This window comes from Enterococcus sp. AZ104 (assembly GCF_050546705.1).
Lineage (GTDB): Bacteria > Bacillota > Bacilli > Lactobacillales > Enterococcaceae > Enterococcus > Enterococcus faecalis.
On sequence record NZ_CP172952.1, the window covers coordinates 1,286,963 to 1,303,244 of the forward strand.

General features: G+C 38.1%; 17 protein-coding genes. 16 read left to right on the forward strand and 1 reads right to left on the reverse strand.

The window, feature by feature from the left end:
* Positions 1–34 precede the first annotated feature (34 nt).
* From IGJ37_RS06230 to IGJ37_RS06275, 10 genes are all read left to right on the forward strand, one after another.
* Positions 35–1,069, forward strand: a complete 1,035-nt coding sequence (locus IGJ37_RS06230) for a helix-turn-helix domain-containing protein (RefSeq protein ID WP_252671053.1) — start codon at positions 35–37, stop codon at positions 1,067–1,069.
* On the forward strand, positions 1,070–2,512 hold the full coding sequence (locus IGJ37_RS06235) for a RecQ family ATP-dependent DNA helicase (RefSeq protein ID WP_016618860.1): 1,443 nt from the start codon (positions 1,070–1,072) through the stop codon (positions 2,510–2,512).
* A 75-nt stretch (positions 2,513–2,587) separates the two neighbouring features.
* The gene (locus IGJ37_RS06240; RefSeq protein WP_002384525.1) at positions 2,588–3,208 is read left to right on the forward strand and encodes a LysM peptidoglycan-binding domain-containing protein; all 621 of its coding nucleotides are present in this window, start codon (positions 2,588–2,590) and stop codon (positions 3,206–3,208) included.
* 236 nt (positions 3,209–3,444) lie between these two features.
* Positions 3,445–4,125, forward strand: a complete 681-nt coding sequence (gene cmk, locus IGJ37_RS06245; RefSeq protein ID WP_002357612.1) for a (d)CMP kinase — start codon at positions 3,445–3,447, stop codon at positions 4,123–4,125.
* 113 nt (positions 4,126–4,238) lie between these two features.
* A complete protein-coding gene (rpsA, locus tag IGJ37_RS06250) occupies positions 4,239–5,450 on the forward strand; it encodes a 30S ribosomal protein S1 (RefSeq protein ID WP_002360341.1) in 1,212 nt (403 codons plus the stop codon).
* Between the two features lie 173 nt (positions 5,451–5,623).
* Positions 5,624–6,934: a ribosome biogenesis GTPase Der gene (gene der / locus IGJ37_RS06255; protein WP_325814809.1), complete on the forward strand. Its 1,311-nt coding sequence runs from the start codon at positions 5,624–5,626 to the stop codon at positions 6,932–6,934.
* Between the two features lie 247 nt (positions 6,935–7,181).
* Positions 7,182–7,457 (forward strand): HU family DNA-binding protein, encoded by a 276-nt coding sequence (locus IGJ37_RS06260; RefSeq protein ID WP_002357604.1) that lies wholly within the window; start codon positions 7,182–7,184, stop codon positions 7,455–7,457.
* A 306-nt stretch (positions 7,458–7,763) separates the two neighbouring features.
* Positions 7,764–8,804: a hypothetical protein gene (locus IGJ37_RS06265; RefSeq protein WP_002360338.1), complete on the forward strand. Its 1,041-nt coding sequence runs from the start codon at positions 7,764–7,766 to the stop codon at positions 8,802–8,804.
* A gap of 9 nt (positions 8,805–8,813) precedes the next feature.
* Positions 8,814–10,070, forward strand: coding sequence for a tetratricopeptide repeat protein (locus tag IGJ37_RS06270; protein WP_002410196.1), 1,257 nt, complete (start codon positions 8,814–8,816; stop codon positions 10,068–10,070).
* Between the two features lie 9 nt (positions 10,071–10,079).
* Positions 10,080–10,619 carry a ReoY family proteolytic degradation factor gene (locus IGJ37_RS06275; protein WP_002360333.1) on the forward strand — a complete coding sequence of 180 codons (540 nt, stop codon included), beginning with the start codon at positions 10,080–10,082 and terminating at the stop codon, positions 10,617–10,619.
* A 37-nt stretch (positions 10,620–10,656) separates the two neighbouring features.
* Here IGJ37_RS06275 and IGJ37_RS06280 read toward each other — a convergent pair whose 3' ends face one another.
* Positions 10,657–11,541, reverse strand: coding sequence for a YitT family protein (locus tag IGJ37_RS06280; protein ID WP_002394448.1), 885 nt, complete (start codon positions 11,539–11,541; stop codon positions 10,657–10,659).
* 123 nt (positions 11,542–11,664) lie between these two features.
* On the opposite strand from IGJ37_RS06280, the gene IGJ37_RS06285 reads away from it, so the two are divergent.
* The 6 genes from IGJ37_RS06285 (at position 11,665) to aroE (ending at position 16,277) form a co-directional block, all read left to right on the forward strand.
* Positions 11,665–12,015, forward strand: a complete 351-nt coding sequence (locus tag IGJ37_RS06285) for a nucleotide pyrophosphohydrolase (protein WP_002363944.1) — start codon at positions 11,665–11,667, stop codon at positions 12,013–12,015.
* Positions 12,008–12,787, forward strand: coding sequence for a 4-hydroxy-tetrahydrodipicolinate reductase (gene dapB, locus IGJ37_RS06290; RefSeq protein WP_002410195.1), 780 nt, complete (start codon positions 12,008–12,010; stop codon positions 12,785–12,787). The genes IGJ37_RS06285 and dapB overlap by 8 nt, the downstream gene beginning before the upstream one ends.
* On the forward strand, positions 12,784–14,004 hold the full coding sequence (locus tag IGJ37_RS06295) for a CCA tRNA nucleotidyltransferase (protein WP_002365655.1): 1,221 nt from the start codon (positions 12,784–12,786) through the stop codon (positions 14,002–14,004). The genes dapB and IGJ37_RS06295 overlap by 4 nt, the downstream gene beginning before the upstream one ends.
* Positions 14,004–14,378, forward strand: a complete 375-nt coding sequence (locus tag IGJ37_RS06300; protein ID WP_002357588.1) for a thioesterase family protein — start codon at positions 14,004–14,006, stop codon at positions 14,376–14,378. The genes IGJ37_RS06295 and IGJ37_RS06300 overlap by 1 nt, the downstream gene beginning before the upstream one ends.
* Positions 14,379–14,467: 89 nt before the next feature.
* Positions 14,468–14,923, forward strand: coding sequence for a hypothetical protein (locus IGJ37_RS06305; RefSeq protein WP_002357586.1), 456 nt, complete (start codon positions 14,468–14,470; stop codon positions 14,921–14,923).
* 487 nt (positions 14,924–15,410) lie between these two features.
* Complete coding sequence (gene aroE / locus IGJ37_RS06310; RefSeq protein ID WP_002357585.1) at positions 15,411–16,277, forward strand: shikimate dehydrogenase; 867 nt, start codon at positions 15,411–15,413, stop codon at positions 16,275–16,277.
* The last annotated feature ends 5 nt before the right edge of the window (positions 16,278–16,282 follow it).

A 16,282-nucleotide genomic window follows, 5' to 3' on the forward strand; every position in this document is an offset into this window, starting at 1 on the left:
AACAGTGACACATCCTATCTAAAAGAGGTTTACTATGGAAGCAACTTTTATTTTAGCGTTATTATCTCATGGATACAAGGTACGTGCATCAACTTTGTATCATCTTTTAAAAGGCAAACGGACTAGCTCTGTTTTGATTTATGGTTTTTTATATGATTGTTTACGGTTCATTGGCTGGTGGCCAACGATTTCCGAACAAGCCTTTTTTCAATTTCTTGAAAAACTTTCGAAGGCGAAACAAATTCAGTATCACAAAGAGACAAATGAGATTCAACTAACAAAAGAAGGGCAACTATTTTTAAAGGAGCACCATTTTTCGTTGCTGGATTATCCTGCAATTGATCTTTATCGTTTTGGCAGAAGTGATCGAGAAAGTTGGCAACTCATTCAATTTGCCGTGCAAGTGACTTCGTATTTATCATTTGAGGAAAAACAGTATATTCCACTTTTATCAACACCGATTCCGCAACTATATTTGAAACGATGGTTACAACAAGACAAGAAAGAGCAGCGCGTTCAATCAATCAAAGAAGAACTGTTGCGAGGGTTTGAGTTACTACCTGAAGCAGAAAGCGACTATTTGGTTGCGCAACTTTCTGGTTATCAGCAAACTGGCAAAGTTCCTCAGCAATTAACAAGCCATAAGACAGCTCTTGAACAGCGTTTATGGCATACGCAAGCGGTTCATCATTTACTGCAGTTGATAATGTACGGAGGAAACTATCCTGCTTTACAAACGCTTGTATGGCCGTATCTAGAAAAAAATCTAAACCAAAGTATGCAAGAAACCCAACGATTGTTAACGGAAGGCAAGACGCTTCAAGAAATTGCTGAGCAACGAAAAATAAAACTGAGTACCATTCATGATCATCTATTAGAGTTGGCTATTCAAGGGCAGCTGCAGGCGTCTGTTTATCTTGAAAAGGAGGCAATACTCCAAAACTTGGCTCAAACAGAACAAAATCCGCGGTTGTGGGTGTATCGGGATTGGCGAGCGCAAGAAGAGACGCTTTCTTATTTAGATTTCCGCTTATATCAAATCCAACAAATTTGGCAAGAAAAGGAGTGAGTGTTGTTGACATTAGAACAAGAATTATTCACTCGATTTGGTTATGCAGCGTTTAAGCCTGGTCAAAAAGAAGTGATTACAAACTTACTTGACGGTATGAATACATTGGCTGTTTTGCCAACAGGCACTGGCAAATCATTGTGTTATCAATTTGTGGGCCAAAAGTTAGAGGGACTAACGGTAATTGTTTCTCCCTTACTTTCGTTAATGGAAGATCAGGTGCGTCAATTACAAAGACAAGGAATTAAAGGTGCGGTTGCCTTAAACAGTACGTTACAGTATTCAGAAAAGCGTTATATTTTAGCGAAAATGTTCCAATACGATTATCTGTTTTTAAGCCCAGAAATGCTTTTGCAGCAAGAAGTACTTAGTGTGTTACAACGCCAAAAAATTGCATTATTTGTGGTGGATGAAGCCCATTGTGTTTATCAGTGGGGCGTCGATTTTCGCCCTGAATATAGTAAATTAGATCTGGTCCAAAAACAGCTAGACTTTCCTTTGACCTTGGCGTTAACTGCCACAGCGACACCCGTTGTACAGCACGCAATTATAAAACAATTATTTTCTCATGGTAGCTATCAAGAAGTTCTTTCTTCAGTGAATCGAAAAAATATTGGCTTGTTCGTGAAGGAAACGTCAGAAAAAGAAGAAGTATTACTAGATTACTTATCTAAAACGGCTGGTAAAATCATTATCTATTGCGCCACGCGCAACAAAACAGAACAAATCAGTCAACTTATTCAGGCGAAAACCAGTTTTAAGGTGGCCTATTATCATGGGGGCTTGGAGGCTAGTGAACGTAGTCGCTTGCAAGAACAATTTATTGATAATCAAATCGATATTCTTTGTGCAACGAATGCTTTTGGGATGGGAATCGACAAACCTGATGTTCGTGGAGTGATTCATTTTGATTTGCCTGATAGCTTAGAAAATTACCTGCAGGAAATCGGGCGAGCTGGACGTGATGGTCAAAAAAGTTGGGCGCTATTATTGTATAAAAAAGGGGATGAATTTATTCATCGGTTTTTCTTAGAAGAGACAAGAGCGAATCGAGCGACCTTAAAATCGCTGATTGAAGGAGAAGAACAAGCAGGTTTGTTAGAAAATGCCACCGAGTTACAACAAAAATGGGTCCAAGGCTATTTAGCCAAGGATTATTCTTTTGAAGAGCTAGAGCATCGTTTAGAGGAGAAAGAAAAAGATCGTCAAGCGCAATTAAGAGGGATGCTGACGTATATTGAAACCACAACCTGTCGAAGAACGTTGATTCAAACTTATTTTCAAGAACCGATTGTCAAACAATCACCGGAAACTTGTTGTGATAATTGTGCGTTATTCTTTGACATTTACCAAGATTCAATAGTAAAATCGAACAAGACCAGCAATCAAAATGAAGAAGATTGGCGTTCTAAATTTCTAAAATTATTTAAAGAACGTGATTAATTCATTTTTTTAGTCGGCAGTTGGCAAAAGCTATGATATAATAACAAGCGAGAGAAGTTTAGGAGGAAATTAGCAGTGAGTAAAAAGGACAAAAAGAAAAACCAAGCTCGTGAGCCATGGGAACAATCAATTTATGAACCTGATCAAAATGGTGGTGGTTCTCGTTTAGCAAAACGCCAACAGCAACGAGGAAATTCATTATTTCTAACTGTTTTAGTTATTTTGCTATTATTAATTATTGCCATTCCAATTGGGACTTTCTTATGGATGATGCAAGACAAGAAACCGAACGAAAGTGCTAGCAAAAATAGCCAGCCATCTTCTTCATTAGTCCAATCATCATCAAAAGAGAAGAAAAAAGAAAGTACGTCAAAATCAGTGGAAAGCTCAGAACCAGCAAGCAGCCAACCAGCTGAAAATACAACACCTTCAAGTTCTGATGCTGCTGCACAGCAACAACAGGACCAACAAGCACAACAACAGCAACAACAAGAGCAGCAACAACAACAAGAAGCTCAAAATCAACAACAGCAACAAGCGCAGAACCAACAACCTGTTTATGATACCGTTCAAAGTGGTGAAGGGGCACGTCAAGTTGCCGAACGTAACGGAATGACATTAGAACAAATTTTAGCGTTAAATCCTGGGATTGATACATCTGTGTTTTATCCGGGACAACCATTACGTATTAAATAATCCAGAAAAAGAGGTTTGGACAGCACTTTCAAGGGCTAAACCGCGACGGATGATTACATGAGAATGCCAATAAGCAGAAATTTCCGAAAGATGGTTTGCGTCTTTCGAGGGATTTCGGCTTATTGCTTTTTCGTTAGAAACTCGTCATCAGTTTAAATCCAAGTTCTTTTCTTCTGATTTTAATATAAAAGAAGAAGCGCATTTTAAAGGATGCATATCAGTTAAGGAGTTTTTTCATGGGGAAAATCAGTATTGCTATTGACGGACCAGCTTCGTCAGGCAAAAGTACAGTTGCAAAAATTTTAGCAAAACAATTGAATTATGTGTATTGTGACACGGGTGCCATGTACCGAGCGATTACGTATCTGGCCTTGCAAAATCAAATCGACATTCAAGCGGAAGAACCATTAGTAGCGCTTTGTGTCAACCACACTATTTCTTTTCAGCAAGCAGAGAATGGCCAACGTGTTTTTATCGACGGTCATGAAGTGACCGAAGCGATTCGCCAGCCAGATGTAACGAATGCTGTTTCAGCTGTTTCAAAACATGCAAAAGTTAGAGAAGAAATGGTGGCGTTACAACAGAAAATTGGTCAAGCCGGCGGAGTTGTCATGGATGGTCGAGATATTGGTACTGCAGTTCTACCAAAGGCTGAAGTAAAGATATTCTTGGTGGCTAGCGTTGAAGAACGTGCAGAACGTCGTTTTAAAGAAAATCAAGAAAAAGGGATTGAGACGGATTTTGAAACCTTGAAGGCGGAGATTGAACGTCGGGATTATTTAGATTCAACCAGAGAAGTATCACCCCTTGTCCAAGCAAGTGATGCTGTGAAAATCGATACAACAGGGTTGACGATTGAAGAAGTCGTCGCCGCCATACAAAATGTGATTAAACAAAAAGGTTTTGAACTTTTTTAAAGAATTTTAAGAAAAATAGAAGAAATCGCTTTATTTTTTTACAAAAATCTCGTACTATGTAAGTATATATAGCTAAGTTTTGGAATTTTTGTTGGCATAGGAGGATAAGAGGCATGACAGATTTTGAAGACAAACAAGTAGCAAACAACGAAACAATGGAAGATGCAATGAACAGCGTTCAAGAAGTCAGTGTTGGCGATATTGTTAAAGGCGAAGTTTTAGCCATTGAAGACAAACAAGTTGTTGTCGGCATTGAAGGAGCGGGCGTTGAAGGCGTTGTTCCTGCAAAGGAATTATCGACTTTACCAGTTGAAGATGTACACGAACTTGTGAAAGTCGGTGATGTGTTAGATTTAGTTGTTATCACATCAATTGGCAAAGATAAAGAAAACGGCAGTTATTTACTGTCAAAACGCCGTTTAGATGCTAAAAAAGTTTGGGAAGAAATTGAACAAGATTTCCAAGCGGGCAAAGTAATCGAAGCACCTGTTACAAATGTTGTTAAAGGTGGTTTGGTTGTTGATGTCGGTGTTCGCGGATTTGTTCCTGCCTCAATGGTTGAAGATCATTTTGTTGCAGATTTTTCTGAATATAAAGGTCAAACACTAGCATTTAAAATTATTGAAATCGAACCTTCAGAAAACCGCTTAATTCTTTCACATAAAGCAGTTGTTGAAGCTGAAAAAGAATCGAAAAAAGAAGAATTACTTTCTTCTTTACATGACGGAGACGTTGTTGAAGGGAAAGTAGCTCGTTTAACAGATTTCGGCGCATTCATTGATTTAGGTGGCGTGGATGGTTTAGTTCATGTTTCTGAAATTGCTCATCAGCATGTGGGCAAACCAAGTGATGCGTTAACTGTTGGCGAAGACGTTCAAGTAAAAATTCTTTCAATTAATCCAGAAGAAGGACGTATTTCTTTATCTATTAAAGAAACATTGCCTGGACCATGGACAGATATCGAAACAAAAGCAGCCGCTGGGACTGTTTTAGATGGCACAGTAAAACGCCTAACAAGCTTCGGTGCCTTTGTGGAAGTTTTCCCTGGTGTGGAAGGATTAGTGCATATTTCTCAAATTTCTCACAAGCATATTGCAACGCCTCATGAAGTCCTTCATGAAGGGGATCAAGTACAAGTGAAAGTTTTAGAAGTTAATCCAGAGGAACATCGTATTGCTTTAAGTATCAAAGCGTTAGAACCAAAACCTGAGTCTCAAGAAGAACCAAAAGAAGAACAGGAATATGAATTGCCTGAAGAAAATACTGGTTTTACCATGGGCGATATTTTAGGTGACGCTTTATCTGACGCGAAAGAAGAGGAATAACACGTTACTTTCTTGAAATTTATGAGTTTGACATAGCCGTAAACAGATCGGCTATGTCAAACTCATTTTTTCTTGAATTGGTTAGAAAATCAGCAGAAACTAAAACTTTTCTTGCACTTTAAGGTTTGATTAGGTAAACTAGTAAGGATTGAAATTCTCAAGGAGGGAATCAAATGGCAAATCCAACTATTGCGATTGTCGGTAGACCGAATGTCGGTAAATCGACTATTTTTAACCGCATTGCCGGTGAGCGTATCTCGATTGTAGAAGATACTCCTGGCGTAACACGCGACCGTATTTATACAACTGGAGAATGGTTAGGGCGTGAATTTAGTATTATTGATACAGGTGGGATTGATTTAGGTGACGAACCATTTATGGATCAAATCAAACACCAAGCAGAAATTGCGATTGATGAAGCAGATGTGATTATCTTTGTTGCTAGTGGTCGTGAAGGAATTACTGATGCAGATGAGTTAGTAGCAAAAATTTTATATCGTAGTAATAAACCAGTGATCTTAGCTGTTAATAAAGTTGACAATCCTGAAATGCGTAATGATATTTATGAATTTTATGCTTTAGGACTAGGGGATCCTTTCCCAGTTTCTGGTAGTCATGGTTTAGGCATTGGCGATGTGTTAGACGAAGCAGTTAAACATTTTCCTAACACTTCAGAAGAAGAGGACGAAGATACAATTAAATTCAGTTTAATCGGGCGTCCAAATGTCGGTAAATCATCATTGATTAATGCTATTCTTGGTGAGGATCGCGTGATTGTTTCAGATATTGAAGGAACAACGCGAGATGCAATCGATACGTATTTTGAATCTGAAGAAGGTCAAAAGTTCTTAATGATTGATACGGCTGGTATGCGTAAACGTGGGAAAGTATACGAATCAACTGAAAAATATAGCGTCATGCGCGCAATGCGGGCGATTGAACGCTCAGACATTGTTTTAATGGTCTTGAATGCAGAAGAAGGTATTCGTGAGCAAGACAAGCGTGTGGCGGGCTATGCCCATGAAGCAGGTCGCGGTATTATTATCGTGGTCAACAAATGGGATACAGTCAAAAAAGATACAAATACAATGCGTGATTTTGAAGCGGAAATTCGTGATGAATTCCAATATTTAGATTATGCACCCATTATTTTTGTGTCTGCATTAACCAAACAACGTTTAAACAAACTGCCTGAACTAATTGAAACAGTAAGTATGAATCAAAACTTACGGATTCCTTCAGCGTTGTTAAATGACGTTGTAATGGATGCTGTAGCAATTAATCCAACACCAACCGATAAAGGAAAACGTTTGAAGATTTTTTATGCAACACAAGTGGCAGTCAAACCACCTACATTTGTTATTTTTGTCAACGAAGAAGAACTAATGCACTTTTCTTATGCCCGGTTTTTAGAAAATCAAATCAGAAAAGCATTTATGTTTGAGGGCACGCCAATTAAAATCATTCCGCGACGCCGAAAATAGTGCATTCTACCATACTTTTTTTAGATATTCAAATAAATTTATCAACTTTGAGAAAAAATGATTATTTTTTGAAAAAACTGGTTAAAATACACTAAAAACCTTGCTATTACAACTTTCTTATGCTATCTTGTTAACAGAATATTGAACCAGATCAATATTTGCTGTCTGTTTTTGGACCACTCAAAAATAGACGGAACTTTAGGTGTGTAAAAACATCGTATCTCTTATAGAGGAGGTGAAATGATCCATGGCAAATAAAGCAGAATTAATCGAAAACGTTGCATCTTCAACTGGTTTAACTAAAAAAGATGCTACTGCAGCAGTAGACGCTGTCTTTTCAACAATTCAAGAAACTCTTGCTAAAGGTGAAAAAGTTCAATTAATCGGTTTTGGTAACTTTGAAGTTCGCGAACGCGCAGCTCGTAAAGGACGTAACCCACAAACTGGACAAGAAATTCAAATCGCTGCAAGCAAAGTACCTGCATTCAAACCAGGTAAAGCATTGAAAGATGCAGTGAAATAAGACAGACAATTAGAACCCTTGGTTTCCAAGGGTTCTTTTTTGAATCATACATAAAAAATGTTATTTTAAGAGGTGGTCGAAACAGTACGCTAAAAGGCTAAATTGTAACGAACCTTAGGTGAGAAAAACGTGCTTCGCTCCGAGAATCAAGCGGGAACGGTTCGACACTCGCTCCTTGCTTTTTTGATAAAAAGAGAAAGATTTATGAATGAAGGACAAAAATAAGTTGTTGCCAGTAGCTGTTTTTTAGTGGTTATGCTAGACTTGGGGTGAAGGAAGAGGAAACAGTCTTAAGGTGGTGAATCAATGAAATACAACTATTCTAGAGGGGAAAACAAGGTCGCTATTATTTATGGAGAAACATTTGCTTCCGTCCTAAAAAAACGACCAGTAACGACGGAGTCAATCGTTGTTTTGGCGAATCAGCGTTACTATGATCTTTTTTCGGAGAAGATTAATTATGCCTTTGGGGAACAGTTGGGATTAAACTGGTATATTTGTCGCAATGATGTTCATTGCAATGACTTATCAGAATTAGAAAGTGTGTTACGTTTCTTAGCTGATTGGCCAGAAAATCAGGATGTTTTATTGATTGGTTTAGGTAATGAAGGGGTACTACAATTAACCGCATTTTTGCACCAAGTAAGTAAGTGTTCCTCCAAATGTTGGCTGATGCCTGTGTCTGTTCAAGCGTTACGGCAAGGACTTTTACCAAGTGTCACAATTCAGCAAGCACAGCATGCAACCATGCATATAGAAAATCATTCAGAAGAAATTTTGTTTGATAGTACCTTGACCAATAAAAAAGGTGCCGCTCCTTTAATTGATTTGCTCGTTTTTATTCGAGCGGGTCTTGTCTGTGATTATGCTTATTTACAAATGCTATACCAAACGTATCCAGATAAAAAACGGTTGAATCAAACGTCATTTAATGGTATTTTAGACGAGTTGTTATCTTTTTATGAACAAGCAGGGGAAAAAGTGGATCAATTTGGCCGAGTTTTTGAAGCGGCCTTTGCTACAACCGAAAATGGCCATTTGTTATCAGGTCCCATGAAACGATTATTGGGATTATTGTTACAAGTTTTATGGAGCCAGCAAGTCAATCACTTTGACTTTCAATTTAAAAATTTTATCGTTTGGTTTATTCGCTTAGGTTTTCCGGTGGCGTTTCCAAAAGAAATTTTAAGTGCTGATTACGCAGAACAAGTCTTGGCTCACACAGAAACACTAGGTCCTCCTATGGTGTTGGGAAAAATCGGTCAACTAGGAGCAGCTTTAAAGCCAACGCCCGATCAACTGTTAACAACGATTGAAAGATACCAAGAAATTTTAAAAGAGATTTGAGGGGAAATTATGTCATATAGTGAAAAAATGGTTCAAGCATTACAAGCTGAAAATTTAGCAGAAGCACAGTTAATGTTTGAAGAAGCATTAAAGAAAGATGATGAAAATACCTTAGCTGATTTAGGGGAAACGTTATTATCTTTAGGTTTTCTAGAAGAAGCCAAACAAATTTTCCAACAATTGTTGGAACAATTTCCCGATGCAGATGGCTTAAACATTCCATTAGCAGAAATCGCCATTGAAAATAATGAAATAGATGACGCATTCATCTATTTAGAAAAAATTCCAGAAACTAGTGACAGTTATGTCCAAAGCCTCTTAGTTACTGCGGATTTGTACCAAGTTTTAGGGATTCCAGAAGTCAGTGAAGCGAAATTAAAAGAAGCAGCCAATCTTATGCCAGAAGAGCCGTTAATTCAATTTGCTTTGGGAGAACTATACTTTACAAATGGTCAATTTGTCGAGGCTATTACTCGTTATCAAAGCATTGTAGAAAGCGGGACAGCGCAAATCTCTGCTATTTCCTTGAATGAACGCTTAGGAAGTAGTTACAGCATGTTAGGTGATTTTGAAGAAGCAGTTCCTTATTTGGAAGCCGCGGTCAAAGAAGAACAAACAGACGATCGTTTATTCCAGTTAGCTTTCACTTATTTACAGTTACATGAGAATCAAAAAGCCATTACGTTGTTCCAGCAATTAAAAACACTAAACCCACATTATCAATCACTTTATCTATATTTAGCGGAAGCACTCCAAGAAGAAGAGCAATTAGAGGAAGCAAAAGCGGTGATCGAAGAAGGAATTGCGGAAAACCCCTTCCAAGTAGAGTTATACCAATTTGCCTCTGAAAATGCCTATCGCTTACACGATATTGCTGGTGCTGAAAACTGGTTGTTAAAAGCTTTGGAATTAGGTGAGAAAACAGATGAAAGTCGTTTGACCTTAAGTAATCTCTACATCACGGAAGAGCGTTTTGAGGAAGTAATTACTATTTTAAATGATTTAGAGGAAACGGATCATCCTTATGCTGAATGGAACTTAGCAAAAGCGTACAACGAATTAGAAGACTTTGCCGTCGCTAAAGTTCATTACGAACAAGCAGCGCAAGAATTGTCTCACGAACCAGAATTTCTAAAAGAATACGCATTGTTCTTACGAGAAGAAGGCGAACTTGAAAAAGCAAAACACTTGTTGCACCATTATTTGGAACATGAACCTGGTGATGTCGACATGCAATCTGTGCTAGCAGATATGGAAGAAAGATAGGAAACGACGATGTTTGTTAGTTTATCAGAAAAGAAAAAATTTTTAACTTGGTTAGTGAATACCGTGCCTTTTGGAAGAAGAGAGGTACTGTGGATTTTAAATTACTTATTAACGCACGATGCGATTTTAAATAATGTTCATTTTGTTGAGAACGTAGAGAAGACTGATCGAGGGATCCGCGTGGTAGCAGATGGTTTAGGTAAGGAGCCGTTATTGCTTTTTATCCAAGCACAAGAATTTACAGATCCGGAACAAATTTTTCATGAGATTCGAATGAATTGGCGGAAAGCTCTTTATTTAGAATGTGTATTTCCAGAGGCTTGGCAAACGAGCCAGTATTTATCTGTTTTAGAAGACAATCCGTTTGCGCCATGGAATGAACAAGTGGATCAGGAAGTTGCCAGAGCGATTGATCAATATTTTAAGCAAGAAGAACAAACGCAGCGAATGGCATTACTTAAAGCTCAAATTGATGATGCTTTAGAAACAGGCAACAAAGAAGCGTTTTTAGAATTATCCGATGAATTAAATCGTTTGAAACAACAATAAATAAAACCCAGCATTTTCAATAAATGCTGGGTTTTATTTATTGTTTTAATTTAAAGCGCCGTTGTTTGCTGGGTTTTGCATAAGTAAAGCCTTCGCCAATTGCTTCATGTACGTTAATGATGGACACAAAGGCTTTTTCATCTATTTCATTAGCAATCCGTTTGACTTCCATTAGTTCTCGAGGACTGACTACCGTGTAGAGAACCCGTTTTTCCACTTGTGAATAAGCACCTTCACCATTTAAATATGTTACCCCACGTTCTAAAGAAGCCATTAAACTTTGACCGATTTCTTCGGAATGATTGGAAACAATTAAAATTCCTTTCGCAGCATAGGCTCCATCGAGTACAGAATCAACAACACGACTGAAAACAAAGGACACAATTAAAGTATACATCATTCGTTTGACATCAATATAGGTCAACGAGAGGAGTAAGACTGCAACATCAAAAAGTAACAACGAGCGGCCCATGCTAATCCCAAAGTATTTTTCGAAAATGCGGGCAATGACGTCGGTCCCACCAGTGGTTCCGCCTACGCGGTAAACAAGGCCACTCCCGAATCCTGCGGCCAAACCAGCTAAGAGAGCAGCAATCAATAAATCATGATCTAAATTAATTTCAACAGGAAATTTTTGCCAAAACCACAAAAATACCGATAACGACACGGTACCAATTAGCGTATAATAGAGGGAACGTTTGCCTAAAATTTTCCCACCAATTAATAAGAGCGGAATATTGATTAATAATGTTGTATATGCTGGGTTAAAATGAAATAAGGCTCTTAAAATCAAAGTAATCCCCGTGACACCACCTTCGGCCAGGTCATTGGCAATATTGAAAGTAACCAAACCAAAGGCATAGATACAGCTTCCTAATACAATAAATAACACATCTTTAAAATAAAATCTTTGTTCTTCCATTTAATCACGTCCTTTTACAGTATAAACTGTATCATTCTCTATATAAAACAACAAGTAGAACCTTTCCAGATAGCCAAGTTTTTGATAAGATGTAGGAGGTAGAGTAAGAAAGGTTGGGGTAAAATGTCAGAATCAGAACAACGTAGTTTGCAATCGATGCAAACAGAAGTTGATGATTATATTCAACAGTTTAAAACAGGCTATTTTTCACCATTAGGACAAATGGCTCGTTTGACGGAAGAGGTCGGAGAATTAGCCCGTGAAGTCAATCATTATTATGGTGAAAAACAGAAAAAAGCAGACGAAAAACCAAAGACAGTATCAGAGGAACTTGGAGATGTCTTTTTTGTATTGATTAGCATGGCAAATTCTTTAGAGATTGATTTAACCGAAGTTTTTGAAGAAAATATGGCCAAATTTAACAAGCGGGATCGCTATCGCTTTGAAAGAAAGGATGGGAAAACACATGATTAAAATAATTGTCGCTGGGTTTAAAGGACGGATGGGCAGTACTGCTACACAAATGGTCTTAGAAACTGCAGACTTTGAATTAGTAGGTGTGTATGATCCTCATGAAGCACAAGAAACTGTTTCTTTCAATGATGAAAAAGCAATTCCCGTTTTTCAGCACTTAGAAGAAGTCCTAGCTGTCAAACCAGATGTTTGGATTGATTTTACGGTTCCTGAAGCCGCCTATCCAAATACGCGTTTTGCGTTGGAACACGGTATGGCGCCTGTTGTTGGGACGACAGGCTTTACGGAGGAACAAATCAACGAATTGACAAACCTATCTCGAGAAAAAGCCATCGGCGGCTTGATTGCGCCAAATTTTGCAATTGGGGCAGTTTTAATGATGCAATTTGCCCAAAAAGCGGCGCAGTATTTTCCAGATGTGGAAATCATTGAATTACATCATGATAACAAATTAGATGCACCAAGTGGAACGGCTATAAAAACTGCAGAAATGATTCAAGAAGTTCGGCCAGCAAAAAAACAAGGGAATCCGCAAGAGGTAGAATCAATACCAGGGGCACGCGGGGCTGATTTCGAGGGTCTGCGAATCCATAGTGTCCGCTTACCTGGTTTAGTGGCACACCAACAAGTCCAATTTGGCAGTGTAGGTGAAGGGCTCACTATTCGGCATGATTCTTATGATCGGCGTTCATTCATGACAGGAGTAGCGTTAGCTTGTCGGCAAGTGGTACAGAGAACAGAACTACTTTACGGATTGGAACAGATGCTATGAAATTGACAACTATTCCAAACGAATTTAAAGAAGCCGCTCCCGTTATTCGCGAAATCAATGCACAGGGCTTTGAAGCGTATTTTGTCGGGGGCAGCGTCCGTGATGCTTTATTAAATAAACCAATCCATGATGTCGATATTGCGACAAGTGCCTATCCAGAAGAAATTAAGCAAATTTTTAAACGAACCGTTGATGTGGGTATCGAACATGGTACAGTCCTTGTATTGATGGAAGACCAACAGTATGAAGTAACAACCTTTCGTACCGAGTCAACTTATCAAGACTTTCGTCGACCAGATGAAGTCACCTTTGTTCGCTCCTTGAAAGAAGATTTAAAACGGCGAGATTTTACGATTAATGCCTTGGCGCTTGACAGCACAGGCGAAATCATTGATTTATTTGATGGTATCGAAGATTTGACTAATCAAACCATTCGTGCAGTCGGTAATCCCCATGAGCGGTTTCATGAAGATGCTCTGCGGATGATGCGGGGCTTACGCTTTGCTAGCCAATTAGATTTTAAAATTGAAGAAAAAACCTTAGCTGCTATCGCTGAATTTCATCCTTTATTGGAAAAAATTTCAGTAGAACGCATTACAATTGAATTTGTAAAAATGCTTTTAGGGGTTAATCGACAAGGTGGCTTAGCTCCGTTTATTGAAACAGAATGCTATCAATATTGTCCCAAATTACGAGAACAAGGGGCTGGACTTTTTCGTTTAATGGACTTGCCTGCTCGTCAAATTGAAACAGAAGCAGAAGCGTGGACGTTACTTATCCAATCGTTGAATTTACCAGAAGCAGAAATTCGCTCCTTCTTAAAGGCTTGGAAACTTTCAAATCAATTAATCCAAAACGTTTCACAATTAGTACGCGGTTTGCGTTTCCGTTTGAGTAACGACTGGCAGCCAATGATGCTTTATGAATTAGGCGAAGAATCAGCAGTACTTGTTGAAAGACTTTTATATTATTACCAACAAGAGAGTCAAGTACAAGTAACAAAAGAGTTAGTTAAGGCATTACCCATCCATCAAAGACATGAATTGGCCATTACAGGAAAAGACCTTTTAGCCGTCTTAGAAGAAACACCAGGCAAATGGTTAGGGGAACTGATTGCTGAAATCGAGCAACACGTTGTTGAAGGTAGCTTAGAGAATAAACAAGAAGTTCTGCTTTCGTTTGCCAAAAAACAACGTTCAAAAGGAGAGAAAGCATAATGCCAACAGAAATGTTTACAAAAGAATTCTTGGTGAAAGAATCACAAACGGCTAAAATGCTCGGTTCTGGTGACTTAGAAGTTTTAGGAACCCCTGCTTTAGCTGCCATGATTGAACAAACAGCCAAAGAAGCTGTGAAGGACCAATTATCAGTTGGGGAAACAACTGTCGGAACGGTGTTAGAATTGCGCCACTTATTTCCATCCGCGGTAGGGGCGACAATCGTTGTTACGATGACCAGCATTGAACAGACTGCACACAAAATACGCTATGAATTTGTTGCTTATGAAGGAGAACGACAAATTGCCAAAGGTTCTCACCAACGTGCAGTAGTTGAGATTGATTCTTTTTTAAAAAGAATAACAAAAGATTAAGAATCTACAGCGAAAGTTTGTGACCGTTTATCAAAAGTATGGTAAACTAATAATGTAAGAAATTATTTTTAAGTAAGGAGATTTGTGCTATGGCTAGAGAAATGACAGGACTTAAATTTTATTTCAGAAATGGTGAAACTTGGACGATTGATCGTCGTTTTATTGGTGATTTATGGATCAAACATATTACAACAAGTTTTGGCCGTATCCATGGTAGTGAATTTGTTGAAATTCATCCATGTGAAGGGTTCAAAATTGAAATTTTCCAAGAAGGAGATCATGTTCAAACCCACGATATTAACTTAGGTGGCTTAGAATTAGGGATGTTCTCTCGTGCTTTAAAATATGAAGATATCGAACGTATGGAAATTCTTTACAAAAATGGCACACCAGATTTAGTTTATTTCCCTTACAAAGATAAAACAGATGAGGGCTTGGATAACATCTATCAATCTACAAAAGTCAGCGAAAAAACTAAAAACTTATACATTGTTATCGACCCAACACAAACAGTTGACGATGTATACGCTGAAGAATTAAAATAATTTTTGCCCCACAGGAATCAGTGAAATGACTGGTTCCTGTGGCTTTTTTAGTCTTTTGGCGAATAAAATAACATTGTTTTTAATGGAATAGTCGAAAAAATAAGCGAATAAGTGTTGACACATGTTTTTTCTAGCGGTATACTGTTAACAATTCTTAATTAAATCAGTTTTGGAGTGATTCTTATGACAACAACGAAGAAAAACCATACACAACTGAATAACTTTTACTTTAGCTATTTTAGATAGGTTTGTATTCATAACATTATGGGTACAGACAACAAACGTTTGTATCTATAATGGCTAGGGAAATTTAAGATGACTTTTAGCCATGTAGATTTAAGAAAATCTATAGTGGCTTTTATATTGCTTTTTTGTAGGGTATTCACTGTAGATTTTTCTTAAAATTTACTGTGAATATCCTTTTTGTTTGGCCAAAAATTAGGATTTCAGAAACTTACTAAAAAAATTTCGTAAAGGAGCACACAGGATGAAAGAAATAACTGGAGCCACTCGTTTAGCTGGGCTATTCGCGAAACCCAGCCAACACAGTATTTCACCGTTGATTCATAATACAGCATTTCAAAATTTAGGAGTTGATGCTCGGTATCTGGCGTTTGACGTTGGACAAGAGACATTGCCACAAGCAATTGAAGCGATTCGAACGTTTCACATGTTAGGGGCCAACTTATCAATGCCCAATAAAGTGGCGGCTGTAAGTTATATGGATGAACTAAGTCCTACCGCTCAACTGGTTGGCGCAATTAATACGATTGTCAACAAAGATGGAAAACTTTACGGAGACAGCACGGATGGTACTGGTTTTATGTGGAGTTTGAAAGAGAAAAAGGTTGACGTTTTTCAGAATAAAATGACCATCTTAGGAACAGGTGGTGCAGCCTTATCAATCATTGCCCAAGCTGCTTTAGATGGCGTGAAAGAAATCGCCGTTTACAACAGGAAAAGCGCGGGCTTTAACGACAGTCAAAAAAAACTGGCAAATTTCACTGAACGAACCAACTGTGTAATTCATTTAAACGATTTAGCGGATACTGAAAAACTAGCAAAAGATGTTGCTGAAAGCGTCTTGTTAGTTAATGCAACGAGTGTGGGTATGCATCCACATGCGCATAGTAGTCCTATAGAAAATTATGCAATGATTCAACCGAAGTTATTTGTGTATGATGCTATTTATAATCCCAGAGAAACACAGTTATTAAAAGAAGCCCGTTTACGTGGCGCAGAAACAAGCAACGGCTTGGACATGCTACTTTATCAAGGCGCTGTTGCTTTTGAACAATGGACAGGACAAAAAATGCCTGTATCAGTCGTAAAACGTAAAATTGAAAATAGATAAAAAGA

Excerpts from the sequence above, each read along its gene's own strand:
- dapB (WP_002410195.1), top strand. The coding sequence starts at position 12,008 with ATGATTAAAATAATTGTCGCTGGGTTTAAAGGACGGATGGGCAGTACT.
- IGJ37_RS06265 (WP_002360338.1), top strand. The coding sequence starts at position 7,764 with ATGAAATACAACTATTCTAGAGGGGAAAACAAGGTCGCTATTATTTAT.
- IGJ37_RS06300 (WP_002357588.1), top strand. The coding sequence starts at position 14,004 with ATGCCAACAGAAATGTTTACAAAAGAATTCTTGGTGAAAGAATCACAA.
- IGJ37_RS06260 (WP_002357604.1), top strand. The coding sequence starts at position 7,182 with ATGGCAAATAAAGCAGAATTAATCGAAAACGTTGCATCTTCAACTGGT.
- IGJ37_RS06230 (WP_252671053.1), top strand. The coding sequence starts at position 35 with ATGGAAGCAACTTTTATTTTAGCGTTATTATCTCATGGATACAAGGTA.
- rpsA (WP_002360341.1), top strand. The coding sequence starts at position 4,239 with ATGACAGATTTTGAAGACAAACAAGTAGCAAACAACGAAACAATGGAA.
- der (WP_325814809.1), top strand. The coding sequence starts at position 5,624 with ATGGCAAATCCAACTATTGCGATTGTCGGTAGACCGAATGTCGGTAAA.
- IGJ37_RS06280 (WP_002394448.1), bottom strand. The coding sequence starts at position 11,541 with ATGGAAGAACAAAGATTTTATTTTAAAGATGTGTTATTTATTGTATTA.
- IGJ37_RS06295 (WP_002365655.1), top strand. The coding sequence starts at position 12,784 with ATGAAATTGACAACTATTCCAAACGAATTTAAAGAAGCCGCTCCCGTT.
- aroE (WP_002357585.1), top strand. The coding sequence starts at position 15,411 with ATGAAAGAAATAACTGGAGCCACTCGTTTAGCTGGGCTATTCGCGAAA.
- IGJ37_RS06275 (WP_002360333.1), top strand. The coding sequence starts at position 10,080 with ATGTTTGTTAGTTTATCAGAAAAGAAAAAATTTTTAACTTGGTTAGTG.
- cmk (WP_002357612.1), top strand. The coding sequence starts at position 3,445 with ATGGGGAAAATCAGTATTGCTATTGACGGACCAGCTTCGTCAGGCAAA.
- IGJ37_RS06285 (WP_002363944.1), top strand. The coding sequence starts at position 11,665 with ATGTCAGAATCAGAACAACGTAGTTTGCAATCGATGCAAACAGAAGTT.
- IGJ37_RS06270 (WP_002410196.1), top strand. The coding sequence starts at position 8,814 with ATGTCATATAGTGAAAAAATGGTTCAAGCATTACAAGCTGAAAATTTA.
- IGJ37_RS06305 (WP_002357586.1), top strand. The coding sequence starts at position 14,468 with ATGGCTAGAGAAATGACAGGACTTAAATTTTATTTCAGAAATGGTGAA.